The sequence below is a fragment of the Paenibacillus sp. YAE3 genome (genome assembly GCF_057546105.1).
Map to the genome: position 1 here is coordinate 423,229 of NZ_BAAIYF010000004.1, position 25,573 is coordinate 448,801.

Annotated in this window: 23 protein-coding genes; 19 read left to right on the forward strand and 4 right to left on the reverse strand. The window is 54.6% G+C overall.

The features are described 5' to 3' along the window. The first annotated feature begins 83 nt into the window (after positions 1-83). From AC27KL_RS10640 to AC27KL_RS10665, 6 genes are all read left to right on the forward strand, one after another. Positions 84-893, forward strand: coding sequence for an AraC family transcriptional regulator (locus tag AC27KL_RS10640; protein ID WP_487169624.1), 810 nt, complete (start codon positions 84-86; stop codon positions 891-893). An 86-nt stretch (positions 894-979) separates the two neighbouring features. Beyond that, positions 980-1,402, forward strand: a complete 423-nt coding sequence (locus AC27KL_RS10645) for a VOC family protein (protein ID WP_487169625.1) — start codon at positions 980-982, stop codon at positions 1,400-1,402. A gap of 177 nt (positions 1,403-1,579) precedes the next feature. Then, positions 1,580-2,164: an RNA polymerase sigma factor gene (locus AC27KL_RS10650; protein WP_339321732.1), complete on the forward strand. Its 585-nt coding sequence runs from the start codon at positions 1,580-1,582 to the stop codon at positions 2,162-2,164. After that, a complete protein-coding gene (locus tag AC27KL_RS10655) occupies positions 2,139-3,335 on the forward strand; it encodes a DUF4179 domain-containing protein (protein WP_487169626.1) in 1,197 nt (398 codons plus the stop codon). The genes AC27KL_RS10650 and AC27KL_RS10655 overlap by 26 nt, the downstream gene beginning before the upstream one ends. A gap of 245 nt (positions 3,336-3,580) precedes the next feature. Then, positions 3,581-4,102: a TetR/AcrR family transcriptional regulator gene (locus AC27KL_RS10660; RefSeq protein WP_487169627.1), complete on the forward strand. Its 522-nt coding sequence runs from the start codon at positions 3,581-3,583 to the stop codon at positions 4,100-4,102. Between the two features lie 125 nt (positions 4,103-4,227). After that, positions 4,228-5,184: an NAD-dependent epimerase/dehydratase family protein gene (locus AC27KL_RS10665; RefSeq protein ID WP_487169628.1), complete on the forward strand. Its 957-nt coding sequence runs from the start codon at positions 4,228-4,230 to the stop codon at positions 5,182-5,184. Between the two features lie 82 nt (positions 5,185-5,266). Here AC27KL_RS10665 and AC27KL_RS10670 read toward each other — a convergent pair whose 3' ends face one another. Together AC27KL_RS10670 and AC27KL_RS10675 are read right to left on the reverse strand one after the other, a co-directional pair. Then, positions 5,267-5,644 carry a hypothetical protein gene (locus tag AC27KL_RS10670; protein ID WP_487169629.1) on the reverse strand — a complete coding sequence of 126 codons (378 nt, stop codon included), beginning with the start codon at positions 5,642-5,644 and terminating at the stop codon, positions 5,267-5,269. Positions 5,645-6,000: 356 nt separating this feature from the next. Next, positions 6,001-8,280 (reverse strand): glycoside hydrolase family 127 protein, encoded by a 2,280-nt coding sequence (locus AC27KL_RS10675; protein WP_487169630.1) that lies wholly within the window; start codon positions 8,278-8,280, stop codon positions 6,001-6,003. Between the two features lie 224 nt (positions 8,281-8,504). On the opposite strand from AC27KL_RS10675, the gene AC27KL_RS10680 reads away from it, so the two are divergent. Further along, positions 8,505-9,356 (forward strand): AraC family transcriptional regulator, encoded by an 852-nt coding sequence (locus tag AC27KL_RS10680; protein WP_339321720.1) that lies wholly within the window; start codon positions 8,505-8,507, stop codon positions 9,354-9,356. A gap of 7 nt (positions 9,357-9,363) precedes the next feature. Here the strand turns inward: AC27KL_RS10680 and AC27KL_RS10685 are convergent, their stop codons facing one another. Beyond that, positions 9,364-10,143 (reverse strand): helix-turn-helix domain-containing protein, encoded by a 780-nt coding sequence (locus AC27KL_RS10685; protein ID WP_487169631.1) that lies wholly within the window; start codon positions 10,141-10,143, stop codon positions 9,364-9,366. Between the two features lie 127 nt (positions 10,144-10,270). Here AC27KL_RS10685 and AC27KL_RS10690 point away from each other — a divergent pair, with 127 nt between their 5' ends. Together AC27KL_RS10690 and AC27KL_RS10695 are read left to right on the forward strand one after the other, a co-directional pair. Continuing rightward, positions 10,271-11,755 (forward strand): alpha-N-arabinofuranosidase, encoded by a 1,485-nt coding sequence (locus AC27KL_RS10690; RefSeq protein WP_487169632.1) that lies wholly within the window; start codon positions 10,271-10,273, stop codon positions 11,753-11,755. 13 nt (positions 11,756-11,768) lie between these two features. Next, the gene (locus AC27KL_RS10695) at positions 11,769-12,053 is read left to right on the forward strand and encodes a DUF6171 family protein (protein WP_339321717.1); all 285 of its coding nucleotides are present in this window, start codon (positions 11,769-11,771) and stop codon (positions 12,051-12,053) included. Positions 12,054-12,089: 36 nt separating this feature from the next. Here AC27KL_RS10695 and AC27KL_RS10700 read toward each other — a convergent pair whose 3' ends face one another. Then, positions 12,090-12,212, reverse strand: coding sequence for a hypothetical protein (locus AC27KL_RS10700; RefSeq protein WP_487169633.1), 123 nt, complete (start codon positions 12,210-12,212; stop codon positions 12,090-12,092). A 55-nt stretch (positions 12,213-12,267) separates the two neighbouring features. On the opposite strand from AC27KL_RS10700, the gene AC27KL_RS10705 reads away from it, so the two are divergent. The 10 genes from AC27KL_RS10705 to AC27KL_RS10750 all read left to right on the forward strand — a co-directional run bounded on the left by AC27KL_RS10705 (position 12,268) and on the right by AC27KL_RS10750 (position 25,538). Further along, complete coding sequence (locus tag AC27KL_RS10705; protein ID WP_487169634.1) at positions 12,268-13,353, forward strand: phytoene desaturase family protein; 1,086 nt, start codon at positions 12,268-12,270, stop codon at positions 13,351-13,353. Next, positions 13,323-13,577 (forward strand): hypothetical protein, encoded by a 255-nt coding sequence (locus tag AC27KL_RS10710; RefSeq protein ID WP_487169635.1) that lies wholly within the window; start codon positions 13,323-13,325, stop codon positions 13,575-13,577. The genes AC27KL_RS10705 and AC27KL_RS10710 overlap by 31 nt, the downstream gene beginning before the upstream one ends. Next, positions 13,546-14,409, forward strand: coding sequence for an RNA polymerase sigma factor SigJ (gene sigJ / locus AC27KL_RS10715; RefSeq protein ID WP_487169636.1), 864 nt, complete (start codon positions 13,546-13,548; stop codon positions 14,407-14,409). The genes AC27KL_RS10710 and sigJ overlap by 32 nt, the downstream gene beginning before the upstream one ends. A 303-nt stretch (positions 14,410-14,712) precedes the next feature. Beyond that, positions 14,713-16,443, forward strand: coding sequence for an ABC transporter ATP-binding protein (locus AC27KL_RS10720; RefSeq protein WP_487169637.1), 1,731 nt, complete (start codon positions 14,713-14,715; stop codon positions 16,441-16,443). Between the two features lie 339 nt (positions 16,444-16,782). Further along, on the forward strand, positions 16,783-18,330 hold the full coding sequence (locus tag AC27KL_RS10725; RefSeq protein ID WP_487169638.1) for a response regulator transcription factor: 1,548 nt from the start codon (positions 16,783-16,785) through the stop codon (positions 18,328-18,330). A 15-nt stretch (positions 18,331-18,345) separates the two neighbouring features. Further along, positions 18,346-20,193: a sensor histidine kinase gene (locus AC27KL_RS10730; RefSeq protein WP_036707967.1), complete on the forward strand. Its 1,848-nt coding sequence runs from the start codon at positions 18,346-18,348 to the stop codon at positions 20,191-20,193. After that, positions 20,165-21,706 carry a response regulator transcription factor gene (locus AC27KL_RS10735; protein WP_487169639.1) on the forward strand — a complete coding sequence of 514 codons (1,542 nt, stop codon included), beginning with the start codon at positions 20,165-20,167 and terminating at the stop codon, positions 21,704-21,706. Before AC27KL_RS10730 ends, AC27KL_RS10735 begins: the two co-directional genes overlap by 29 nt. Before the next feature lie 125 nt (positions 21,707-21,831). Then, positions 21,832-23,526: an ABC transporter substrate-binding protein gene (locus AC27KL_RS10740; protein ID WP_487169640.1), complete on the forward strand. Its 1,695-nt coding sequence runs from the start codon at positions 21,832-21,834 to the stop codon at positions 23,524-23,526. A gap of 84 nt (positions 23,527-23,610) precedes the next feature. Further along, positions 23,611-24,576: an ABC transporter permease gene (locus AC27KL_RS10745; RefSeq protein WP_487169641.1), complete on the forward strand. Its 966-nt coding sequence runs from the start codon at positions 23,611-23,613 to the stop codon at positions 24,574-24,576. 2 nt (positions 24,577-24,578) lie between these two features. After that, positions 24,579-25,538 (forward strand): carbohydrate ABC transporter permease, encoded by a 960-nt coding sequence (locus AC27KL_RS10750; RefSeq protein ID WP_081992175.1) that lies wholly within the window; start codon positions 24,579-24,581, stop codon positions 25,536-25,538. The last annotated feature ends 35 nt before the right edge of the window (positions 25,539-25,573 follow it).

Here is a 25,573-nt window from a genome sequence, read left to right on the forward strand (position 1 = left end):
CTGGCTTGCAGCCCCGGGATTTATTTTGGCGGGACGGCGGAAGTGTAGTAGAATGGGCTTAATTCGGATGGGAGGGACCGAACATGAGAACCTATCTGCCGTTGCAGCCGCCGATGCTGGAGCCCGTGCAGGATTCGTCTTACCGATACCGGGAATTTCCGCCGGGCCAGGCGCTGGAGCCTTACGTGGCTTGTTATTGGACCGTCGAATTCGACGCTTCTTGCGACCGCAAGCTGCACCGCATCATACCGGATGGGTGCGCGGACATCATTTTCGACCTCCATGCCCCGTCGTTTGCCCAAAGCGCCATGCTCGCGGGTTTAATGTCATCCTTCGAGACGATGGATTTAACCGGTCGCTGTTATTTCTTCGGCATTCGCTTTTTTGCGGATCAGGCCAGCCGGTTTGTCGGCTATTCCGTTTCGGAGCTTTCCGGGGGTGACGTTTTTCTGGAAGACGTCTGGGGAACGGAAGCAAGTTTGGTCGCAGAACGGGTTCAAGAAGCCGCGGGCAGCGTGCAGGCGATGATCGGGTTGGTGGAATCGCTGCTCTTGGCGAAGCTCCAGCGTTCGGCATGCCCTGACCCTCAGCCGATCCGAACCGCGATGCAGCATCTGTATGCCGGCCGGGGAATGGTTTCCGTGCGTGCTTTGGCCGAGGAGTTATGCTACAGTGAACGGACCGTGAGGAGGATGTTCCGGAAGGAATTCGGAATGGCTCCCAAGGAGCTCGCAAGCATCATTCGATTCCAGTGCCTGTTGCAGGAGCTGCATAAGGGGCCTTCGTTCCGCTTTTCGGATACGGCCGTTCAACACGGTTATTACGATCAGCCCCATCTCATCCATATGTTCAAACGATTTTACGGATTGACGCCCCATCAGGTGTTCAGGTAATATGTCCGTTTTTTACAATCCAAAACTGAGAACATTTTGCGATCCTATAAACAGGCTTGAAACCGTACAAAGGAGGATCAATTTCGATGAAACCGCGCATTTCCGTACTTACGCTTGGCGTTGAAGACTTGGAAAGGTCGCTTGCATTTTACCGGGACGGGCTTGGCCTGCCGACGGAAGGGATCGTGGGCTTAGAATTCGAGCACGGAGCGGTGGCGTTTTTCGATTTACAGGCAGGGGTCAAGCTTGCTCTTTGGAGCCGGAAGGACCTCTCCCACGAAGCGAAAGTCCCGCTCGCCCCGCCAAGTTCGACCGAAATGACGATCGGGCACAACGTGGCCAGCAAGGAAGAAGTGGATCAAGTGATGGAACAAGCCCGGAAGGCGGGCGCCACAATTACGGACCCGGCGCATGAGACCTTCTGGGGAGGTTATTCCGGCCATTTCATGGATCCGGACGGGCATCTCTGGGAGGTCGTCTGGAACCCGGCATGGGAGCTTGAGGCGTAAGCGGCGTTTTATGCAGCGGTCTTGAACAAGCTTCGCGCCACCCATGAGAGCGACAGAAAATCCCTTCAGGCAAACCTGGTTTGCCGAAGGGATTTTTCGTTTTTATCCGGGCTTATGTCACATTCGGCTGTTCGGCAGACGTTATACAGGTGAAGACGGACAAGAGGAGGTGATTCCATGGAACGGTTCAGCCCCGGGGCCGGTGAGCCGGACGAAATCGAAGCCGTCGTGGAAAAAGTCAAAAACGGAGACAGGCAAGCTTACGCCGTTATCATACGCGCCTTCGAGCATCAAATCTACACGTATTGCTATTACATCCTGAAAAACCGCGAGGAAGCGGAGGATGCGCTGCAGGACATTTTTATTAAAGTGTATCAATCGATCGACAAATATAACCCGCAGGTGTCCTTTTCCTCCTGGCTGTACAAAGTGGCGTATCATCATTGCCTGGATCAGCTTCGCAAGAAAAGCCGCCGCAAAAAGCTGATCGATGGCCAAAAGGAGCTGCAGCAGCTTGACGATTACCGTCATGCGGGCAGCGAACGCGCGGTGGAGGAGCTGTTGATGAACCTGAAGCCGGAGGAGCGGAATTTGGTGCTGCTGAAGGTCGTGGAACAGTACAGCTTCGAGGAAATCGGAGAGATCATGGACTGCAAACCTGCAACCCTGCGCAAGAAATACGAACGCGTAAGGAAAAAACTCATTCAGCAAAAAAGAAAAGAAGGAGGGCTAACCCATGAGCGCATGGTTAGATCAAACTGAGGAAGAGCAAATGATGCAGATCCGGCGGGCGGTCAAACAAACGAAAATGCCCGAGGTTAGCTATACAAATCATATTATGGAGAGGGTGGAAAACATGGACAGACGAAGCAGAAAGTCAATCCATCGCAAAGGAGGCTGGGTCAAAAAAACGGCGATCAGCGTATCGGCGGCGGCCGTTCTCGGAGGCGTCGTGTTAGGCAGCGGGTTCGTATCCCCGGCCATGGCGGACGCGCTGAAAAACGTACCTTTGATCGGCAGCGTGTTCCAATACAATTTTGACCCTACCCTGAAGCAAGCCAGCATTTCGGGGCTGACGACGGAGCCGAACCTGAGCGTGACCCGGGACGGGCTGACGCTGAACATCAAGGAAGTCATGTATGACGGAACGCGGCTCGCGTTTATGATCGAACGCCAGGGCATGGACGACGATACCGTTCTGTCTCCATACCTCCCGGAAGGCGCAACCAACGTATCCGGGGAGACGCATAAGAAAGTGCCCGTGGAACAGCAGAAAAAAGGGTACCTGTTCATGCCGGAGGTGACGATCCAAGGGAAATCGGGATTTTTCGGTTCCTTCACGGACGCGGTCGGCCAAACCGAAGACGGCAAATTCATCCGCAATATGGCCATGTATGAAATCACGAGCGGATTGTCGGATAAACAACTTCCAAACGAGTTCAACATGACGGTTAAAATGAATGTCAGCGGTTTTAAAGAGCCGTTCGTGTTCCAAGTGCCGGTCAAAAACCTGGCCAAAGGAAACGTGGTGCTTCATCCGAACCAAACCCAGAGCAGCGGCGCGTTCAGCTACACCGTAAAAACGATCGAGATCACGCCGGTGACAACCCGCCTCGTTTTGGACAGCCAAGGCAGCGTGCCGTCCACGCCGGAGCAATCGGGCGAGTTCAGCGCCACCAAAATGTACTACGATATCGTGGATCAGGACGGAAAGCCGCTGGATCAAAAAATGATCGGATACTTCCATCAAAATCCGAAGACTGAATACCACGAGGACGAAACTTACAGCCCGTTTGCGAAGAAACCGACCTCTATTACGATCAAGCCGTATACGATGACGGTTAAAAAGGACTGGTCCGTCGTGGAAGATGCAAACGGCAAGCCGGTCAAAACATACCACAAGGATCTCGAAATGACGATTCCGGTGCAATAAACGCGCTGAAAACCGTACCCGAAAAGCCTTTGCGGCTGGTGCGCGGAATAACGGCCCAAAAACGTCTCTCTTCAGGCGTCGGGCCGTTATTTTTGACTCCGGTACATTTGTTGTCAATTATAACGGAGGCTGAAACCGCCAGGTTCAAAAGGAAGGGTTGCATTGCGATGCCTGGAGGGTTTCAGTATAATGGACGTTAATTGATTCATCACTCATTTTTTGACAAGCGGAAAGGCGGAAACAGGATGTCTAAGAAAGAAGCTCCTTCGGTCAACCGGAAGGACGAGATCATTTCGGCGGCGATCGAAACGTTCGCGGAGATCGGATATTATCGCGCCACGACGGCGCAGGTAGCGGAAAGAGCCAACATTTCGCAGCCGTATATTTTCAAGTTTTTCCCGACCAAGGAGGCTTTGCTGGCGGCGGCCCTGGAAGCGTCCTGGGAGCGGATCATCGCATCGTTCCGGCGGGTCGTGGAGACCGCTCAGCCCGAGCAGTTGGAGTCTGAGCTCATTGAAGCTTACGAACGCATTTTGGCGGACCGTTCCAATGAAATGCTTCTTCAAATGCAGGCCCAGACCATTCCGTCGGAGGTCATCCGCGAGGAAATGCGGAAAGGCTTCCGGAACGTTCGGAACATCGTTTTGGACGCTTTCCGGCATGCTTCGATCCCGCATCCGGAAGAGCGGACGCTTTTGTTTTTGGCAAGAGGGATGTTGTGCAACATTTCCATGGCGCTGGATATGCCGGAACTGATGGAAAAATAGCCGTCGGCGCGGATCAGGCGCCCCGTTGAAAATTAGTTATTGACTAATCACTAATTCGATAATATGATGTTCACAAATAGTGATTGATCAATCACTAATCAAAATGGAAATGGAGATAACTTATCATGAAGAAAGCAATCGTATTAGGAGCTACCGGCGGCACGGGCGCGGCCATTACGGCAGAATTGGTCCAGAGGGGGGTGGAAACGATCGCATTCGGGCGATCCCGGGCCAAATTGGAGCGGCTCGCCGCACAGCTCGGGAAGCCGGCGGGCTTGACGCTGCATACCGGCGATGCGTTTCGGCCCGGAGACATTGCGGCGGCAGCTGCTGGAGCGGATGTTCTGTACCATTGCGCGAACGTGCCCTACCATGAAATGGTTCATAAACTGATTCCGCTCGGGGAGGCGGTCATGGAGGCGGCAAGGGAGCAAAACTTAAAAGTCGTCGCGGTCGACGGCATCTATCCTTACGGAAGGAGGCAAGCCGAGAAAGTCACCGAAGAACATCCGAAGCGCCCGCATACCCGAAAAGGAAAAACACGGCTGGCATTCGAGCAAATGATGTTTGACGAACGATGGGGCGGCGTGCAGAGAATGATTGTCCGGCTGCCGGATTATTACGGGCCAACGGCCAATGACGCTTCGTATTTGGGTTCGACGCTGGCGGCGATCGCGGCGGGAAAAACCGCCTTTTTTATCGGCAACATGAAGGTTCCGCGGGAGTATGTGTATTTGCCTGACGCGGCCAAGATGATCGTTGAACTTGCGGGCCGGGACGACGCTTACGGGGAAAATTGGAACATCCCGGGCGCAGGGATCATATCGGGCCGGGACATCGTTCGTTTTGCGCAAAAAGCAAGCGGTGTCGCGAAGCCCGTCATTCCGCTTGGCCGGGCAGGGTTATCCCTTCTGGGGCTGTTTCAACCGGTGATGAAGGAAATCGTCGAAATGCTGTATTTGACGGAGGAGCCTTTGACGCTGAGCGGCGAGAAATACAGAAGGCGGATCGGCCCCATTCCGGCTACCGGTTTCGAGCAGGGAATTACCGAGACGATCCGCGCTTTGATGAAGCTTAAGTAAAAAGAATTTGGACTTTTCATTAGTTATTGATTAATCACTAAAAATTTGCGGAGAGCGAAGCGCCGATAGCCGCAAACCTGCCTTACGGCCAGGCTTCATCGACCCCCTCAAGTTCGGGAAGCCCGGCCTTGCGCCGCTGCTCAATGATATATTGGACGTACCACTCGGGGTTCTCGGTATTTTTTCGGATCGATCGGATCGTACCCAGCCAGCGGTCGTTCCAGCTCACGCTGTCGGAGTTCACGTGTCCCCGCTTCTCCATCTCGATCGTCTGGTCGTACGCGGAGGCGGCACCAATGCGCATGCTGGGCGTATCGAGCAGGATCGGGTTGCCGTTCTCGTCCCGCCTGGTGTTCAATTCGTTGGCTTTTCCCTTCAGCACCGCGTAAGTTCCCGCCGCCGCCACGAAAATGATTGCGACCGCGGCGATCGAACTGAGTATCCACAGAATGAAGTTCATCTTCCGACCTCCCGAACGTTAATTGTTTTCGACGTTTGCTGCTTCCCTCGAGGCCGATATAGAATTCAACGAAGGAGGTGTTATAATCTATCTGCGAATGGTGTAACTAGGAAGCACTTTGAGAGGAAAGTATCACCAACTATATAAATGATAACAAAGGAACCGGCTTTCGGGCAGATACAAATAACGTCGATTTCCTGATTAATGGCCATATATCGATCCTAACGACGGCGATGGCATCGGGCAATGAGACGAATAGCAAACGTGAAAAAGCGGCTCACTCCTTAGGAGCAAGCCGCTTTTATGTGTTTGCCAATCCCCGCTTCGATGGAATTAAACTTCCAGCCCCGTGAAAATCAAGCCTTAATCGTCCGGAGCACGCCGTAAATGCCGTTCATCGCGCCTTGAGGGACAAACTTGACGTTCACGGTGTCCCGGTCCGACGTCAGCTCGGCCGGCAGATCGAAGGTTTTTTCATAAAAAGCCCGCTGCGGCCGCCCCTCAAACGGCTCGGTAAACAGCAGCCGACCATCCGCCCAGATTTCCATGCTTCCGCCGCGGTGAAGCTTGCAGAACGTCACATGCAGCGCGTTTGGTTGGCCCCGCAGCACGCCCATGTCATAGCTGAACCAGCCGCCGGCCTCAGCCCTTCTTCCGTTTAACCCTTCCCAGGTTCCGGCATGCGTCCGTTCACCCCGGATGCCGTGCTGGAGCTCATACTGGTCGTTTCCAACCTGCACGCCGTCGACGGTGGCCTCTTTGATCAGCTGCTCCCGCCGGCTGCGCTCCAGATGGTCCCGCAGTTCCTCCGAATCGGCTTCGAGGATGCTCCAGTAGATCCCGTACCGCTCCCGGTGCTGCTTGTAGTGGGGGGTGAAAAGCAAGCGTCCGTCTTCGTCCGTGTTATGGAGCGCAAAAGCGAGCTCATCCCCTTGGCGGATCAAATGTTCGTCCAGCCGTTCAAGCCACTCCTTGGCGCTCATGCCCTGCGGAATCAAATAATCCTTGACCGGCATCCGTTTGGTCGGGATGCTGACGATGACGCCGGTCCGGGACTCGGTCATGTCCTCGGTGCCGAGAGCGGCGCTGAGCACGACGGGGCCATATTGGAAGGCGACGACATGCGGCGCGTCGGGCAGGCCGGCATAAGCGACCTGCATCGGAATCCGCACCCGGATCGTATCGTGGTCGTTCCACTCCCGGGCAATGATCGCATAACGTCCTTTGACTTCGGCCGCCGCGGTTTCCCCGTTAACGGAAATGTCCAAGCCGCCGGCGGCCCAATAAGGCACGCGGAAAGCAATGGCCGCATGGGTGTGCTTGCCTCCGGTGTTTACCCGCAGCTCGACCCGGTCGGTCTTCGGCAGCCCGGACGTTTGGGTGATCCGGATTCCCTGCTCTGCCCATTCCAGCTCGGAGCTGACATATTGATTGACGAATAGGTGATTGCCGCGGTGAAAATAGATGCTGTCGTTCAATTTCGTGAAATTTTCCATGCCGGTCCCCGTGCAGCACCAAAAATGCTCGAACGGGGAGCCGTACACCTTGAAATAACCGGTCGCCATCGGCTGGAAATACATCGTCATGCCCGTCTCAGGGTGTTGGGACGAAAGGATGGAGTTAAGATGGTTTCTCTCGTAAAAATCGGCATATTTGACGTCCCCGGTCAGTTTGAACAGTTCGCGGGTCAATTTGAGCATATTGTAGCTGTTGCATGTTTCGCACGTAATGTCGGAGCGTTTGCCGTTCAGCACGTCCGGCTGCCCGAAATGCTCGGATTCGCTGTTGCCGCCCGTCACATAGCTGTGGTGATGCACCACGACGTCCCAAAATTTGACGGCGGCTTCGAGATAAGCGGCTTCGCTTTCGCCCAGCGTCAGATACCGTTTCAGCGCCCCAATGAATTTCGGGATCGTCGTATTGGCATGTTTGCCCTGAAGAACGTCTTTGCCCTCGCGGATGGCCTCGAACAGCCCGATTTCGTCAAAGCTGTGGGCCGCCTCCAGATGCCTCGGGTTTCCGGTCAAGCGGTACAGGTCATACAGGCAGTCGTTCATGCCGCCGTATTCGACCTGGAGCACGGTGGCTTGCATTTCGGGCGTCCATTTTGAAGTCCGGTCCGCAACCCAGCCGCCCAGTTTGTTCACAACGTCATAAGCCTTTTGCAGGCGGGTGGCTTCATATACCGCAATCAGCCCGGCGATGATTTTGTGCATCGTATACCAGGGAACCCAGGCGGGTTTCCTGTTCTCCACGTTGTCGAACAACACGTCGGGAAAAGCCGAGACATACCCGTCCTGACGCTGGCATTCCGCCATCTCCGACACGATATATTCAAGCCGGTCGCGCAGCTCCCGGTCTTTGTTGCAAGCATAGGCTTGGGCGCATGCGGTCAAATAGTGGCCCATCGTATGGCCGCGGATCTCCGTGTCCTCCCAACCGGGATATTTGGCCGCTTTCGGCGCAAGCCCGGCGGTTTCGCGGAAGCCTGCAAGCAGGCGGTCCGCTTCGAATCTTTTCAAATAACCGATTTCTTTTTCGAACGCGTTTACGTAATCGTCGTTTGTCAAGACCACTTGGTCGAGGGAAAAATCCAGCAAAGCCTCGTTTCGGGGCAGCGTATTCGTAGTCGCCATGTTTTGCGCAGCCATCCTTTCATATTAGACTACGACAAGCTTAGTCCAAGCGCGAATTCGCCGTAAATGGCGGAAGGTTCGAATTGGTGTCAAAAGGTTCGTTCTTGGATGCGATGTTAGAGGAGCGAGGAGATTTTTTCGCGGCAATCCATAGTTTATAAGGGATGAATCTGCTATCCTGTTTTTAATGAAGTGTTAAAAAGTTTGAAAGGTTCGGGATGGATATGGACTATTATCGGTTTAAGGTGGATATGCCGCTGACGCTGAACATGGCGGGCAAATTCGTCGCGCCGTCATCGGAATGGATGCATATGGACCGGACGTTGATGGATTTCGAGCTGTTTGTCCAAACCCGGGGAAGCTTGTACATCGCCGCCGATGGGGAGCGTTACGAGCTGAAGGAAGGGGATTTCCTGCTGATGCCTCCGGGGACGCGCCAATACGGGTACCAAAAGTCGGACTGCAGCTTTTATTGGCTTCACTTTACGGCGGCGGGCGGCCATGAGCGATTGAAGGATCTTGAGGAGTACGGCTACGAGCAGGGCATGATCGTCGTGCCGGCTACGGGCGCGCTGCGCAGTCCCGACAAGCTGATCGTGCTGATGAAGCAGCTGCAGGACTCGATGCGGACATACAGGGAACAAACGCTTGGCAGCTACATGGCTACGACGATCCTCTGCGAGTTGTTCAACCAGCTGTTTTACGTCCGGAACCAGGCCGGGCATCGGCTGAAGCAGCGGCAGCTTTACAATGACATCGTCGATTACATCAAATGGCATCGGCACGGAAACCTGAAAGTCGCCCGGCTTGCGGAGGACTTCGGATACAATGCGAAATACTTGTCCACGCTGTTCTCCGGCATCGCCGGGATATCGCTGAAGCAATATATGCTACAGGAAAAAATGGAGGCGGCCAAATCGCTGTTGACCGACACGAACCGAAACATTAGCGAAATTGCGGCCCAGCTCGGATATCCGGACAGCCAGCAGTTTATGAAAAGCTTCAAGAAAATCACGGGGCTGACGCCGACCGATTACCGCAACGCGTATGCCAACCGCCTGCTTTTTTACGAATAAGGAAGCGTCATGAGCGTTTTTTATAGCCGCTGGGCGTTTCTCCTACGAACTTTTTGAACTGCCGCATAAAATGGGTGTCGTTTTCGTAGCCGCACATTTTGGCAATGGCCGCGATCGAAAGGGAGCTGTTATCGAGCAAATATTTGGCATGCTCCAGCCGTCCGTTGATCATGTCGGCGGAAACCGAGCATCCGAACAGCTCTTTATAGACATGCTGGAAATAGGATTTGCTGAGGTTGACTCTGGCGGCCAGCTGGCCGACCGAATACGCCGTTTGCGGGGAGCTGTACAGTTCGTTGCGGATTTCCAGGAGCTGACGATAATGCCTTTCGGTTTTTTCGGGCAAGGGCGGCAGCTGCTGCCAATTGCTCAGCTTCAGGAGCAGGCTGCGGAGATCCAGGTCCACGATGCCGTCCCGGAGCGGGCCGCCAAGCCGGTTCACGTGCTGCAGCTCCATGATGCTCCTGGTGAGGGAAGCCGGAAATGCCGCTTTCACCGGTTCGTCGCAGGCGAATCCGAGCTCTTCTAAAAGCGCTTCCATTTCTGCGCCCTCGCAATGGAACCAATCGTTGACGAACGGCTTTTCGACGTGGCGGTACGCATGAGGGGTGGACGGCCGGAACAGCACATAAGAGTTTTTGGCCGCGGACAGGCGCCTGCCCCCGACGATGACCTCCGCATGGCTCCGGAAAAAAACGAAAGCGTAATTGCCCGCCCCGGCAGGACGGTCGATCCTAACCCCATCCCGATGGATGTAATTGTAACCGCAATTGATGACGCGAATCATGTCCTTTCCTCCTCACGATCAAGCACGATAGGTCAGTTAATGGGCAGTTTAATTCATTGTCCGGGGGAAATCAAGCTCCTATACTTTGAATACATCCAATTTATTGAAAAAACGGAGGAGAACTAGAATGGCCCAAAACGGCGTACTGAACGCGGACATTGCCAAAGGACAGATCAACAAAAATATTTACGGTCATTTTTCCGAGCATCTGGGCAGATGCATCTATGAAGGAATCTGGGTAGGCGAAGATTCGCCGATTCCGAACACGAACGGCATTCGAAACGACGTGGTCGAAGCGTTGAAACGGATCCGAATCCCCGTGCTTCGCTGGCCGGGCGGATGTTTTGCGGACGAATACCATTGGAAGGACGGCATCGGGAAGCGGGAAAACCGCAAGCGGATGATCAATACCCATTGGGGCGGCGTCGTGGAAAACAACCATTTCGGCACCCATGAGTTTATGGAATTATGCGCCCAGTTGGGCTGCGAGCCTTATATCAACGGAAACGTTGGAAGCGGTACCGTCCAGGAAATGGCGGAATGGGTGGAATACCTGACCTTCGGCGGGGAATCCCCGATGTCGGCGCTGCGGGCCGAAAACGGGCGCCAAGAGCCTTGGTCGGTCGCTTATTTCGGCGTCGGCAACGAAAATTGGGGCTGCGGCGGCAATATGCGTCCGGAATATTATGCGGATTTGTACCGCCGTTACCAGACGTACGTCCGGAACTACGGGGACAACCGGATTCACCGGATCGCCTGCGGCCCGAATGCTGGCGACTACAATTGGATGGACGTCTTGATGCGCGAGGCGTCCCGCTTCATGGACTCGATCACGCTGCATTATTACACGGTTCCCGGGGATTGGGCGCAAAAAGGGGCGGCTACCGGCTTTAACGAGCAGGAATGGTTCGTCACGATGGAAAAGGCGCTGCACATGGAAGAGCTGGTCACGAGACACAGCGCCATCATGGACAAATACGATCCCGAAAAACGCGTCGGGTTGATCGTGGACGAATGGGGCACCTGGTTCGACGTGGAGCCCGGCACGAATCCCGGGTTTTTGTACCAGCAAAACTCGCTGCGGGATGCGCTAGTCGCCGGGCTGACGCTGAACATTTTCAACAGGCATAGCGACCGGGTCCGCATGGCCAACATCGCCCAGACCGTCAACGTGCTGCAAGCCGTCATTTTGACGGAAGGCGAAAAAATGGTGCTGACGCCTACCTACCATGTCTTCGATATGTACAAGGTGCATCAGGATGCGGAGCTGCTGGACTTGAATCTGTCGTCCGGTACATATAGCGCCTTCGGCCGGGAAATTCCGGAGGTGTCGGCGTCGGCCTCCCGGGATGCGAACGGGCGCATCCATATCAGCTTGTGCAACCTGAACCATGCGTCGTCGTCGTCCGTCAGCATAGACCTGCGCGGCTTGCAGACGTCTACGCCCGCGATTTCGGGCTCTACGCTCACCTCGGACGTTCTCGATGCGCATAACACGTTCGATCAGCCGGAGCGGATCGCGCCTCAGCCGTTCCATGCCTTTAAGCTCGAAGGTTCTCGTCTTGAGCTGGAGCTGCCGTCGAAATCCGTGACGGTCATCGAGCTCGCGTAGGGGCAAACGGGCGATGCAAACCGCCAATCGCGGCGCATGCAAAGGATGCGGCCCCGAATATCAGGTGAATGACGAGTATATCCAACGCGTGTTGTCCCATCCGATGTTTTCGTCCGAGCATTGCGTGCCGGAGGAGGTTTATCAACAGAGACTCGCCATCTGCCGCTCCTGCCCGAAACTTCAGGACGGCATCAGCTGCTCCGTCTGCGGCTGCATCATTCCCGTGGCGGCCAAGCTGAAGGCCCGCAGCTGCCCTTTGCCGGGCGGGGGATTGTGGGGGACGGCGGACGCGGAGTAAAGGCCTGCATGATACATGGAGCGGGGAAAACGGGATTCAATCTTGAATCCCGTTTTTTGCGGCATGCGGCCGGCCGGTCGGAGCCCCGATTCCCGGAAGGCTGCGGCGATCCGCAGCGATTTCAAATCCTGCCGGCGAAAAAATATTTATTTTTGTCACGTTTCGCTCCCCTTCCCCGTCATACGGGTAACCAAACGGAAGGAGAGGATTTGGAATGAAAAAAGCGGACGTGGCGATTGTAGGCGGTGGGGTCGCGGGTTTGACGGCGGCCGTCTATGCGGCAAAAGCAGGCAAACAAACGGTGCTCATCGAAAAGCAGGAGCGGTTGGGCGGCCGGGCGATCACCAACAAGAAAAACGGAGCGTACTTCAATTTGGGAGGGCATGCTTTGTACCATGGGGACGCTTGGGAGACGTTTCGGGAGCTGGGATTACGACTGCAAGGAAATCAGCCGTCGGTTGACGCCTACGGGATTTGGAAAGGGACGCTGAAGATGCTTCCGACGAACGCCCCATCGTTGTTGGCCACCCCGCTGGTTTCCTGGAAAGGGAAAATGGAGCTCGCCGCGTGGCTCGCGAAATTCGGCAAGCTGGATGTCCGCCTTTATGACGGGATCAGCCTCCGCGAATGGATCGAAGGCCAGATCAAAGACCCGATGGTCCGGCACATTTTTTATTCCCTGCTGCGCACGGCAAGTTATGTGGCCGCACCCGATCTGCAAGCCGCGGGTCCGGCGCTCAGGCAGCTCAAAAACGCTTTGAAAGGCGTGCTCTATCTGGATCGGGGTTGGGGAGAAACCGTGGAGGAATTAAGACAATTGGCCTCCCGCTTGGGCGTTGCTTGCCTGACGGGCAGCAAAGCGGTTGCGATCGGCCATGATCAAGGCGCCGTCCAGCATGTCCTGTGCGACAACGGGACGAAAATCGTCGCCGGCAGCATCATCATCGCGGCTCCGCCCGAAGAGGCGTATCGCCTGGTCCCGCAGGCCGAACGAACCGCGCTCCGTACGTGGAAGGAACAAGCGATTCCGGTTACGGCCGCCTGTCTGGACGTGGCTTTGCGGCGCCTGCCCAAACCGAAGCAGCAATTCGTGTACGGCATCGATCAAACCGTCTTTTTAAGCAACCAATCGCGCGCGGCCTGCTTAAGCGATGACGGAGCCCAAGTGATTTCGCTGATGAAATACCAAGGAACGGACACGGATGCCAAGCGGGATTTGCTTGAGCTTGAACAGACGCTCGACTGGTGCAGCCGGGCTGGCGGAACGAGTTGGCGGCCAAACAATATCTTCCGAAAATGACGGTGTGCCATGATTTTATGCATATCAAGCGCAAGGAGAACCCGGGTCCGGTCGTGCCCGAAATCGCGGGGTTGTACGTGGCAGGAGATTGGGCGTCGCATGGCGAACAGTTGGTCGATGCCGCGACGGCAAGCGCCAAACGGGCCGTGCGGCATATTTTGGCCCGGACGGGAACGGAGGGAATGCCTGAAGATGAGTACCGAAACGCTGTATCGATTGTATAAAAACGAGCTGTTTTCGTTGGCTTACCGGATGCTGGGCAGCGTCATGGATGCGGAGGACATCGTGCAGGAAGCGTTTCTGGCGTACGACCAGCTGCCGGATCCCGGCGCCATCCGCAATGAGAGGGCCTTTTTGTACAAAATCGCAACCAATCGCTGCCTGGACCTGCTGCGTTCGTCGGCCAGAAAGCGGGAGCTTTACGTGGGGCCTTGGCTACCGGAACCGTTGGTCGGCCGTGCGGCCGCCGAAGAAGAGCCCTCTGCCGTCTACATGCAAAAGGAGACGATTTCCATGGCGTATCTTTTGCTTTTGCAGCAGTTGAACGCGGTTGAACGGGCCGTCTTCCTGCTGCGGGAAATTTTCCATTATTCGTATGAGGAAATCGCGGATATGGTCGGAAAAAGCGGCGCGAACTGCCGCCAGATTTACCGCCGGGCCAAAGCCGGAATCCATTTCGATCCCGATTCGGTTCCTGCGGTGCACGTAGCGGAGGAGCGGATCAAATCGTTCATAAGCTCCCTGATGCAGGGGAATACCGGCAAACTGCTGGAGCTTCTCAGCGAAAACGTCGTTTTTTATTCCGACGGCGGCGGCAAAGCAAGGGCGGCGCGCATTCCGGTCGTTGGAATGGAGCGGGTTATCTTGTTTATCCAAAATCTGCTTGCGATGTACGAAGGGAAATCCGAGTTTTCCTTTCTTTTCGTCAATGGCATGCCGGGGATCCGGGTCCGGGTAACGGACGTGGGGCAATACGTTTTTTCGTTCGCGTATCGCGAAAATCGGATCGAAACGATCTACAGCATCGGCAATCCGGATAAATTAAGGCATGTGTAGCAGATCAACCGGCCGTTAAGACCGAAGGCGCCGCCGGCATCTTTCCGAAGATGTCCGCAGCGCCTTTTGCATTTTCGCCCGTGCGCATCGCTAGGCGGTAAAAAACGAATTTAACCATCTGCTACCGGATGCCTGAGCCTTGATTTCGAATATAATGAAACCAACCACAACGTAGGGAGGAGATCGGCATGAAAAAAACGACGGTTGCAACGCTCCAGGCATATAAGGGTGGAACTGTCGCTTAACTGGTAAACGGCAACCCCCTTGCATGCGCGTCCAAAAAACCGTATAAAGGGGTACCCTATGCGTTTTCCGATCAAAAAGTTTTTTTCTTATTACAAGCCTTATCGAAGGCTGTTCCTGTCCGTGCTGGCCTGCGCCTTGTTCGTCTCCGCCGTCACGCTGGCGTTTCCGCTGCTCGTGCGTTATATCACGAAACATGTGCTGGAGGAGGATTTGTCCCAAGCGCTGGAAAAAGTCTACTGGATCGGCGGGCTGATGCTTGTTTTGGCGGCGGTTCAGAACCTTGGAAGCTACTTCGTGGATTACAAGGGGCACGAGGTAGGGGCGCGCATGGAAAGCGACATGCGCAGCGAGCTGTTTGCCCACATGCAGAAGCTTTCTTTCGATTTTTACGACAAAGAAAAAACGGGAAGGCTGATGTCGCGCCTCACGAACGACCTGCTGTTGCTTTCCGAGCTTTATCATCACGGGCCCGAGGATTACGTCCGCTCGCTCTCCCGCTTTTTCGGAGCGCTTGCCATTTTGTTTTTTATTGACGCGCCTTTAACGCTGGCGGTGTTGTGCTTTTTCCCGATCCTCGTTTTTTTCGCCCTTTATTTCAACAAAAAGCTGAACAAGGCGTTGGCCGGAAACAAGGAGCGGATCGCGGACGTCAACGCCCAAGCGGAAGATAGTTTATCGGGCATCCGCGTCGTCCAGTCGTTTGCAGGCGAGCGGATGGAAATCGAAAAATTCGAGCGCGAGAATTCCCGGTTTCTCGAGAGCCGGAAACAAACGTACCGGGCCGAAGCGCTTTTTTACAACAGCTTCGAGATGCTGCTGCAGCTGATCACGATAACGGTCGTCATTTTCGGAAGCGCCCAAATCGTTCGCCATAAGCTGGATTTGGCGGATTTGATCACGTTTTTGCTCTATATCGGCTACATGATCGAACCCATTCAACGGATGACGCATATGAGCACGCAGCTTCAGGAAGGAGTCACCGGATTTCAGCGTTTCATGGAAATCATGAAGTTGAAGCCAAGCATCGCCAGCAAGCCGGATGCGGCCGTGCTTGCACGCGTGAACGGGGACATCGAATTCAGGCGGGTGTCGTTCCATTACGAAGACCGCAAGACGCATGTGCTCAACGACTTGTCGCTGCGGATCCGTCCGGGGGAGTACGTTGCGCTGGTCGGTCCTTCCGGGGCGGGAAAAACGACGTTATGCTCGCTGATCCCGCGTTTTTACGACGCCACCGCAGGCGAAGTGCGGCTGGATGGAACCGACGTCCGCGATCTCGAACTGGAATCGCTCAGGAAAAACATCGGCATCGTGCAGCAGGACGTCTATTTGTTTGCCGGTACGGTCATGGAGAACCTCCGGTACGGAAATCCGGCGGCCACGGACGAGGAGATCATCGCGGCAGCCGTAAAGGCCAATGCGCATGAGTTTATCATGGGCCTGCCGCAGGGATACCGCTCGGAGATCGGGCAGCGCGGCGTCAAGCTGTCGGGCGGACAAAAACAGCGGCTAAGCATCGCCCGCGTGTTTGTGAAAAATCCGCCGATCGTCATCATGGACGAGGCGACGAGCGCGCTCGACAACGAAAGCGAAGACATCGTCAAACGGTCGCTGGAATCGCTGGCCGAAGGCCGGACGACGATCGTGATCGCCCACCGTCTTTCCACCATCCGGGGAGCCCAGCGGTTTTTGGTCCTGACGGAGGATGGCCTCGCGGAAGAGGGGACCCATGACGAACTGATCGCCCGGGGCGGCGTGTATGCCCAGTTGTACGCCAAACAATTTTGAATGATGCTGTCCTGCACCCGCCTGGTCACCAAGGCATGCAGGACAGCTTTTTTTGCATGAAAACCTAAAATATTTAAGGTAACACCTTTAGTTTTGATCGGCGTTTCGATGAAAGGTTTTTTATAATTGGAAATGGAAGCGTTTTTTATTCGAAATCGGCACCTGCGGCAGCTCCGGAAGATCGGGGCTGCCTGCGCTGCTTCGATTGGTATTTTCAGGACCCAAGCAAGTTTGGTAGCATAAGGACTAAGCGCTTTAAAGTCATGAAGGATTTGGCGAGGCCGCATCCGGATATGGAGGCTGCCCGTAAATCCGCAAAACACGGGGGAGGGAATGCGAATGATGAACGTGCTGTTGGTCGACGACGAGCCGTTGGTTCTGGAAGGGCTGCGCACGATGGTCCATTGGGGGAAGTTCGGATTTCAGGTATGCGGAGAGGCGCTGAGCGGAGCCGAAGCGTTGAACCTGATCCATCGGCTTCGCCCCGAACTCGTCGTGACGGATATTCATATGCCGGCGTTAAACGGGCTGGAGCTTGTGGAGCAATCCAAGAAGACCATGGAGCGGCCTCCGAAATTCGTCATCTTGAGCGGTTACGACGATTTTGGCTATGCCCTTTCCGCCATGAAACAAAAGGTGGCCGAATATGTGCTGAAGCCGATCGACGAGGAGGAGTTCGAAGCGATTTTGCAGCGGGTCGGGGCATCGATCCAAGCCGAGTCCGCCGCGCAGCGCACGGAAAACCGCATGCATTCATTGTTTCTGAACAATCTTCTGAACAGGCTGATCCAGGGCGAAGCGGATGAAGGTCTGGAGCAGCAGGCCGCGCGGGCGTTGCATGTGAAATCCGATGCGGAACTGCGGTGTTTGCTGGTGGAGACGGACATCGGATCGGCGGATTTGCGGGAGCGGCTGCAGCTCCTTTTTCCCGGCGCGGTTGACCGGTCTTTTCAGGACAATGCGGGGAGGGTCGGCGTTATCGTGCCGACGGAAGAATGTTCTGCGGATCGTCTTGAGGAGATCGGGCTTGCGTTATATCGGGATTTGACCGGGAGCTTGATCCGGCCGGTCATTATCTCGTTCAGCGATCCGCTGTCCGGCGTACGCTCCATCCGCTCCCTGTATTTGCAGGCGCTGGAGGTCAGCAAATCCAAACGCTGCCAGGGCAAGGAAGGGCTGTTTTTTTACGGCTGCTGCAGAAAAACGCCGGAACAGCGCGCAGATCATGATGAAAAAATCAAGCGGCTGGCCGAATCCGTCTGCGCGGGCCTTTCGGAAGCGGTGGAGGGCCAGGTCCACGATCTGGTAGCGTCGTTTGCATCGGGATTTTCGGACATCGAATGGGCCAAAACCCGCATCGCCGATCTGGAGCTGACGCTCTGCAGGCGGATTTCGGAGATGAACGGAACCCCCGGCCCGCTGATGGCCCGGATCCGCGAGCAGCATGGCAGCCTTGGCGACATCAAGGATTACCCGGCCCTGAAAGCGTATGTAGGATGCCTTTGCGCGGAAGCCGGCGCCCTTCTTTTGCTTCTTGCCAAACAAAACGAAAACAATACGATTTTCCATGTCATCCAATACGTGGACCGGGAATTTCACGCCAAGCTGCAGCTGCAGGATTTATCCCGGCAGTTCCACATGAACGCGACGTATTTGGGGCAATTGTTCAAAAAAACGACGGGCAAAACCTTTAACGAATACGTGAACGAAAAAAGGATCGAAGAGGCGAAAAAACTGCTGAAACGGACGCAGGCCAAAATTTCCGACGTGGCGTTGAAGGTCGGGTATCCGAACACGGATTATTTTATCAGCAAGTTTAAAAGCTACACGGGAATGCTGCCTTCGGTTTACAAGGGACAATGGAAAAACCGCCAGGCGGATCAATAGCGGGATGGTGCAGGCATGTTAGGGAAAAAAATCAGGTTCCGAAAAATCGTGAACGATATTCCGATCAACCTCAAGTTTATTTTGATCTATTTGCTCGGCGTTTTGCTGCCGATCGCCGTCATTCATCTCGTTTTTATGGACCGGATGTCCGAGCTGATCAAGCAGCGGGAGGAGCAGAACCTCGAGGTGTCGCTCGAGCGGGCCCGGAAGGACATCCACGATTTCGTGGACGGGGGCGTGGCCGTCAGCCATGCCTTGAACACGGACAAAGCGCTTTACGAGATACTGGACCGGACATACGCCAATCCGCTCGATTTTTACGAAACGTTCGACGAGCAGCTTCGCAACCGGGTCAGCAGCTACATTCCGGTCAACAACCAAATCCTGCGGATCGGCATATACACGGATAATCCGACGATCGTGCAGGGAGGAAATTATCAAATCATCGATCAGCAGGTCAAAAACAGCGAATGGTACAAGCTGTGGGAGCGTTCGAAGGATTCGGTCCTGGTTGCGGCCTACCGGGAAGCCGAGGCGAGCAACTCCTCCGTGATCGCCCCTTATCTGAGCGTGATCGAGCGGATGGACTATTACGACTATTACGACCGGTTCGAAAAGCTGTTGCGCATCGATATCGACCTGCGGAAAATTTATGACGTGATCATCCGCGAACGGGATTATTTGAACCTGTATCTGGTCAACGAAAACGACGAAATCATCATGTCGGCGGACAGCGGCTACCAAAATGCGGTCAGCGGCGCTTACCCCGTCTTCGACCTGTCGGACAGCGAAAAAAACAAGGACGTCCATGTCGTTTCGATCGGCACGGCCAAATACGTCAAGGGCTGGAAGCTGATCGGCATTACGCGGGGAACGCGGGTGAGCCAGGCGATGCGCGACATGCAGTGGTCCGTCGGGCTTCTGGCGGCCGTCATTACGCTGTTTACGTCCGTCTTCATCTACATCATGCTGCGCTCTTACAATTACCGCGTCAAAAGGTTGTCCCGGCATATGCATAAAGTGACGAACGAAAAGTTCGAGCTGATCCGCATGGACGAAGGCCAGGACGAGATCGGGGAACTGATCCGCAATTTCAACATGATGACGTCGCGCATCAATTCGTTGATCAACAACGTGTACAAGCTTGAAATTCAAAAGAAAAGCCTGGAGATGGAACAGGTGAGGGCCGAGCTGAATGTTCTCCAAAGCCAGATGAATCCCCATTTCCTGTTCAACACGCTGAACGCCATTCTTGTCGTATGCACCAAACACGAATATTCCGAGGTGACGGACATCATCAAAAGCTTGTCCAAGCTGCTGCGCAGGCTGCTCAGCTGGAAGGAGGATCTGGTGACGCTGGAGGAAGAAATCCGGTTCACGGAAATGTACCTCAAAATCGAAAAGTTTAGATTTAGGGATAAATTCGAATACCGCTTTGATGTCGACGAACGGGTTTTGAACTACAAAATTCCCAAAATGAGCATCCAGCCGCTGGTGGAAAACGCCTGCAAGCACGGCATTCAGGCCGTGGACGGGCAGGGGCTGATCACGGTCGGGGCCGCGATAGAAGGGGACCGGCTGCACGTATCCGTGTCCGACAACGGCAAAGGCATGTCCGCGGAAAAGCGGAACGACATCATGAAAGCCATCCAAATCGAAAACGTTTCAGGCAACAGCATCGGCATCCGCAACGTTTACCGGCGGCTGGAGCTGTATTACGACGATTTGGTTCGCTTCGATATTCAAAGCCGGTTGGACGAAGGAACGGAGGTTTTATTCGATATTCCCATGAAACTGTTGAATCAACGAGACGAACTTGCCGGGGGGAACGAACATGCGTTACAAAGTGCTGTTGATCGATGACGAGCCCGGAGCTTTGGAGGGCATGATGCTGTGGATCGATTGGGAGCGGCTTGGCTTCGAGATTTGCGGAACCTCCGGCAACGGGGCCGACGGTTTGAGCAAAATCAAAGAGCTGAAGCCCGATTTGGTCGTGACCGACATCCATATGCCGCTCATGGACGGACTGGAGATGATCGGCGCATGGCAAAAGGACGGGGACCGCAGCGTGATGTTCGTAATCGTCAGCGGGTACAGCGAGTTCGAATATGCCCGCCGGGCGATGCGGTACGGGATCAACCATTTTTTGCTGAAGCCGATCGAAGAGGAGGTGGCCGAAAAGGAACTGGAGGCCGTATACCGCGAACTTTGCAGGGAACATGAAAAACGGAGCATCAACCTCATTGCCGCACATGAAAAAACGGTGTGCCTGCTTAAAAAAGCGGCGATGGACGAACCGCTGTCCGAAGGCGATCTGGATGCGCTCCAACGTCTGTCCGCCGCGAAGGCCGCGTGGAATTTCTGCCTGGTGCAATGCGACCCGCCGGCTTATGCCCGGATGCGGGAAACCGCTGCGGCCCTGCTGCGGGAGCGGGAAGCGATGTACCTGATCGACATCGATACGCACAGCTTCGGGATCGTGTACGGTTATGCGCCGTTCCGGGGGTCGGAGGATGAAGCGTTCCGGATTCTCGAACGCCTGTCGGAGGCCTGCGCTTCATCCCGGGTGTTTATGGCGACAGGCATGGAGACAGGTACGCTGATGGAGCTGGGTCGGTGCTGCAAGACGGCCAAGGAGGCCGTTCTTTTCAATTTCTACGATACCGCTTACGGACGGATCCGCGCGTACGATTCGGTGAAGGACCAAACCTTCCGGTACCATTACGACCAGGTGCGCCTCATCGACCGGATGACGGGGGCCCTGAACGTTCTGGATGCGCCCGGTTTCGCCGAAGCGGTGGCGTCGGCCGGGCAAAGTTTCCGCAACGAGTGGGTCGAACCCGAAATCGTCAAAAAGTTCGTCATTCATCTGATGTATCAAATGATGGACTATTGGAAGGAGCTTGGAACGGAGCAGTCCGAAAGTCTCCTGGAAGCCTGCCGTCCGCTGCCGTTCGGAATGTCGGACGCCGTCATTCACCTCGACGATTTGATGGACAGCCTGCTTGCTTGCGGCCGCGGCACGATCGAACTTCTCGCCCGCGAACAGGCGCAGAAGTCGCAGGGCATTATCCAGGAGATCAATGAATACATCCGCGCCCATTTTCGCGAGCCTTTGACGATCCGCAAGCTGTCCGAAGTATTTTTTCTGCATCCGGTGTATTTGGGGCAGCTTTTGATTCGGAAGAACGGAATCGGCTTCAACGAGCTGATCCATGATTTGCGGATCGAAGAAGCCGCGGCGCTCCTGAAGCAGGGCAAGCTGAAAAACAGCGAAATCGCCGAAAGCGTCGGTTATGCCAACTACGGGCAATTTTTGAAGCACTTCGAAAAAAGAATGGGCATGAGCCCCAACGAATTCAAAACCAAAACCTAAACTTTTTGGGGGTAATGCTTTAATTGCGATATAGTTCGGTTTTGAAAGCGATTTTACAATAAGAGTAAGTTACTTGTAAGGGCTTCCAATCCCTGAAGTAACAAATTTTAGCGGAGGTGCTATACATGGGGGGCAAGTCAAAATCAGTGATCCGGCTCGGCATGATTATGCTGCTGTCGTTCAGCTTCATTCTGGCGGGATGCGGAGGAAGCGACAAGACGGCGACATCCGGAGACGCCAAGGCCGGAAACGAGGCATCGGGAGGCAGCGGCGAGGGGAAACCCGAACCGTTTGAAATTACGGCGTTCATCGGCGAAGCCGGCCAGCAGCCGACGCCGGACAACAAAATTTACAAAAAGATTAAGGACGAGCTGGGCGTAACCTTCAAATTCGAATTTCTGGCCGGCGACCTGAATCAGAAGCTTGGCGTCATGATCGCCGGCTCCGACTATCCGGACATCATGACGGGCAATACGAAATTGACGGCGGCAGGCGCATACATTCCGCTGGAAGACCTCATCGAAGAACATGCTCCGAATTTGAAAAAACATTACGAGAAGTACTGGAACATGATGAAGGATCCGAACGACGGGCACATTTACATTTTGCCCAACTACGGGGCCTACAACGGGGAAGTGAGCTCGACATGGTATTCCGGGCCGGCGTTCTGGATTCAGAAGGCGGTGCTTGAGGAAGCCGGATATCCGAAGGTCAAAACGCTGGACGAATATTTCGACCTGATCGCCAAGTATAAGGAAAAACATCCGAACATCGACGGCAAGCCGACGATCGGATTCGAAATTTTGAACTACGACTGGAAAAACTGGGGCTTGTTCAACCCGCCGCAGCATTTGATCGGCCATCCGAACGACGGCAGCGTGGTCGTCAACGACGGCAAGGCGGAAATTTTCGCCGACAAGGACTATGCGAAACGTTACTATCAAAAGCTGAACGAAATTAACGCCAAAGGGCTGATCGACAAAGAAACGTTCACGCAGAACTTCGATCAGTACCTCGCCAAAATTTCCAGCGGAACGGTACTGGGCATGTTCGACCAGCATTGGAATTTCCAAAACGCCGAAAACGCCCTGATCACGCAGAAAAAACATGAAAGAACGTACGTAGGGCTTCCGCTCGTGTATGACGAAGGCACCAGGGATTATTATTTGGACCGCCCGGCGCTGAACCTGAACAACGGCTTCGGCATCAGCGTGAACGCCAAGGATCCGGTGAAAATAATCAAGCTGTGGGACCGCCTGATCCAGGAAGATTGGCAGAAGATCCTCTCCTGGGGAATCGAAGGCGAGGACTACATCGTGAACGAAAAAGGCCGTTTCATGAAAACGCAGGAGCAGCGCGACAAATTTACGGACGCCACTTGGAAGCTGGCGAACAAAGCGGACACGCTGTACAGCTTCAGCCCGAAAATGCAAGGTTTCTTCAGCGACGGCAACGCGACGGATGGCGCGGCGCAGCCGGAAGAGTACCAGGCAGGCCTCGAAGAATACGACAAAAAGTTCCTGAAGGCCTACGGCTTCAACAGCTATGTCGATTTCTTCAGCCCGGCGCCGGAGAATCCGATCTATTATCCGGCATGGAGCGTCGATCTGGTGGAAGGTTCCGAAGCCAAAATCGTCAATACGAAGCTAAACGACTTGTCGACCAAATTTTTGCCGAAAGCGATCTTGGCAAACCCGTCCGATTTTGACAGCGTATGGACGGAATATACGAACGAGATCCACAAGCTGAACATTAAAGCTTACGAGGATCGGATCAACGAAGTTCTTCAATGGCGGATCGAGAACTGGTCGGTGAAGTAAGGCATCAGAAGCTAGCTGGAGGCGGGAGGCGCCAATGCGGCCTTCCGCTTTCTTAAATCCAAGGCTCGGTGGGGAGAAAAAATGATGGAAGAGACCTTAACGAAAAAGCCCGTCGTCCGCAAACCGAAAAAAGGGAAAAGGCAGCCGATAACCTGGTCCTTGATCAAAAACCAGCGGCAGTTGATCTGGATGTCGGTCCCTTTGCTGGCGTATATCATCTTGTTTTCTTACGTGCCGATCTGGGGCTGGACGATGGCATTCCAGGATTACAAGCCGGCCCTCGATTTTGCGGATCAAAAATGGGTAGGATTCAAGCATTTCAAGTTTTTGTTTCTGGATGACAATTTTTTGCGCGTACTTCGCAATACGCTCGCCATGAGCGTCATCAATCTGGTATTGGGGTTTGTGACGGCGATTGTTTTGGCGCTTTTGCTGAACGAAATTAAAAAAGTATTCTGGAAACGGACGGTACAGACCATTTCCTATTTGCCGCATTTCCTGTCCTGGGTCATCGTTACCGGCATCGTGGCGACAACCTTGGCTTCGGACGGCATCGTCAACGACGTTTTGATGAAGCTGCATTTGATTAAGGAGCCGATCCTGTGGCTCAGCGAAGGCCATTATTTTTGGGGCGTCGTCGGCGCTTCCCACGTCTGGAAGGAAGTCGGCTGGAACACGATCATTTATTTGGCCGCCATGTCTTCCATCGATCCGGCGCTGTACGAAGCCGCCGAAATCGACGGGGCCAGCCGTTACAAGAAAATGTTCCACGTCACGCTTCCGGGCATCAAGCCGACCATCGTCATTTTGTTGATCATGTCGATCGGCCACATCTTGGAAGCGGGATTTGAGGTGCAGTATCTGCTCGGCAACGGGCTTGTCGTGGATTGGGCGGAAACGATCGACATCTTTGTGCTGAAGTACGGGATAGCGCAAGGCAACTATTCGTTAGCGACGGCCGGCGGCATATTCAAAACCGTCGTCAGCGTCACGATGCTGCTGATCGCCAACTGGATTGCCAAACGACTAGGGGAAGAGAGGCTGTTATAGACATGGGAAACCAAACCATCACCCCGGGGCCGGTGCCGGCTGCTGCGACGTATAAACGGAGCGGGAAAAGCCGGATCGAGCCGACTCTTTTTCATACGTTCAACACAGTGTTCATGGTCTTGCTGGTCGTGGTCACGCTGTATCCCTTCCTGAACACGATCGTCGTGTCGTTTAATGCCGGCAACGATACGATTCGGGGCGGACTTTACTTGTGGCCGCGGCAGTTTACGCTGCAAAACTACAAGGCCGTGTTTGCGTCGGGAACGATCTACGACGCTTTCCTGATTTCCGTGGCGAGGACGGTGCTTTCCACCGTGCTGAACATCTTTTTGACGACGATGCTCGCCTACACGCTCAGCCGGCGGGAGTACGTATTCCGCAAGCCGATCACGCTTATATTCGTGCTGACGATGTATTTTAACGCCGGTTTGATTCCGGGATACTTCCTGATGAAAGATTTGCATCTGATCAATACGTTTTGGGTCTACGTCCTTCCGTCGATGATCAGCGCGTTTAATATGATCGTGATCCGCACGTATATCGGCACGATCCCCGAAAGCCTGGTGGAGTCGGCAAAAATCGACGGAGCGGGGGAGTTCAAAATTTTTTGGCGGATCATTTTTCCGCTGTGCAAACCCGTGCTCGCCACCATCGCGCTGTTTGTCGCCGTAGGGGCGTGGAACTCCTGGTTTGACGCCTTCCTGTTCACCTCGTCGCGGCAGGAGCTCAGCACGCTGCAATACGAGCTGATGAAGCTGCTGTCATCCAGCATGAACGCCAACAGCAACCCGGCCGTGGCCAACGGGGCCGGCATGACGCAGGATGCGGCCGTTTCGATGGTAACCCCGTTGTCGATCCGGGCAGCGGTTACGATCGTGGCTTCCGTGCCGATCTTGCTCGTCTATCCGTTTATGCAAAAATATTTTGTCGTCGGCCTGAACGTGGGAAGCGTAAAAGAATAAGCGGTATGCGAAAGGTGTACCTTAGCCCGGGAGGA

Coding starts and splice junctions, on each gene's coding strand:
- AC27KL_RS10640 (WP_487169624.1), top strand. CDS start 84: ATGAGAACCTATCTGCCGTTGCAGCCGCCGATGCTGGAGCCCGTGCAG.
- AC27KL_RS10645 (WP_487169625.1), top strand. CDS start 980: ATGAAACCGCGCATTTCCGTACTTACGCTTGGCGTTGAAGACTTGGAA.
- AC27KL_RS10650 (WP_339321732.1), top strand. CDS start 1,580: ATGGAACGGTTCAGCCCCGGGGCCGGTGAGCCGGACGAAATCGAAGCC.
- AC27KL_RS10655 (WP_487169626.1), top strand. CDS start 2,139: ATGAGCGCATGGTTAGATCAAACTGAGGAAGAGCAAATGATGCAGATC.
- AC27KL_RS10660 (WP_487169627.1), top strand. CDS start 3,581: ATGTCTAAGAAAGAAGCTCCTTCGGTCAACCGGAAGGACGAGATCATT.
- AC27KL_RS10665 (WP_487169628.1), top strand. CDS start 4,228: ATGAAGAAAGCAATCGTATTAGGAGCTACCGGCGGCACGGGCGCGGCC.
- AC27KL_RS10670 (WP_487169629.1), bottom strand. CDS start 5,644: ATGAACTTCATTCTGTGGATACTCAGTTCGATCGCCGCGGTCGCAATC.
- AC27KL_RS10675 (WP_487169630.1), bottom strand. CDS start 8,280: ATGGCGACTACGAATACGCTGCCCCGAAACGAGGCTTTGCTGGATTTT.
- AC27KL_RS10680 (WP_339321720.1), top strand. CDS start 8,505: ATGGACTATTATCGGTTTAAGGTGGATATGCCGCTGACGCTGAACATG.
- AC27KL_RS10685 (WP_487169631.1), bottom strand. CDS start 10,143: ATGATTCGCGTCATCAATTGCGGTTACAATTACATCCATCGGGATGGG.
- AC27KL_RS10690 (WP_487169632.1), top strand. CDS start 10,271: ATGGCCCAAAACGGCGTACTGAACGCGGACATTGCCAAAGGACAGATC.
- AC27KL_RS10695 (WP_339321717.1), top strand. CDS start 11,769: ATGCAAACCGCCAATCGCGGCGCATGCAAAGGATGCGGCCCCGAATAT.
- AC27KL_RS10705 (WP_487169634.1), top strand. CDS start 12,268: ATGAAAAAAGCGGACGTGGCGATTGTAGGCGGTGGGGTCGCGGGTTTG.
- sigJ (WP_487169636.1), top strand. CDS start 13,546: ATGAGTACCGAAACGCTGTATCGATTGTATAAAAACGAGCTGTTTTCG.
- AC27KL_RS10720 (WP_487169637.1), top strand. CDS start 14,713: ATGCGTTTTCCGATCAAAAAGTTTTTTTCTTATTACAAGCCTTATCGA.
- AC27KL_RS10725 (WP_487169638.1), top strand. CDS start 16,783: ATGATGAACGTGCTGTTGGTCGACGACGAGCCGTTGGTTCTGGAAGGG.
- AC27KL_RS10730 (WP_036707967.1), top strand. CDS start 18,346: ATGTTAGGGAAAAAAATCAGGTTCCGAAAAATCGTGAACGATATTCCG.
- AC27KL_RS10735 (WP_487169639.1), top strand. CDS start 20,165: ATGCGTTACAAAGTGCTGTTGATCGATGACGAGCCCGGAGCTTTGGAG.
- AC27KL_RS10740 (WP_487169640.1), top strand. CDS start 21,832: ATGGGGGGCAAGTCAAAATCAGTGATCCGGCTCGGCATGATTATGCTG.
- AC27KL_RS10745 (WP_487169641.1), top strand. CDS start 23,611: ATGGAAGAGACCTTAACGAAAAAGCCCGTCGTCCGCAAACCGAAAAAA.
- AC27KL_RS10750 (WP_081992175.1), top strand. CDS start 24,579: ATGGGAAACCAAACCATCACCCCGGGGCCGGTGCCGGCTGCTGCGACG.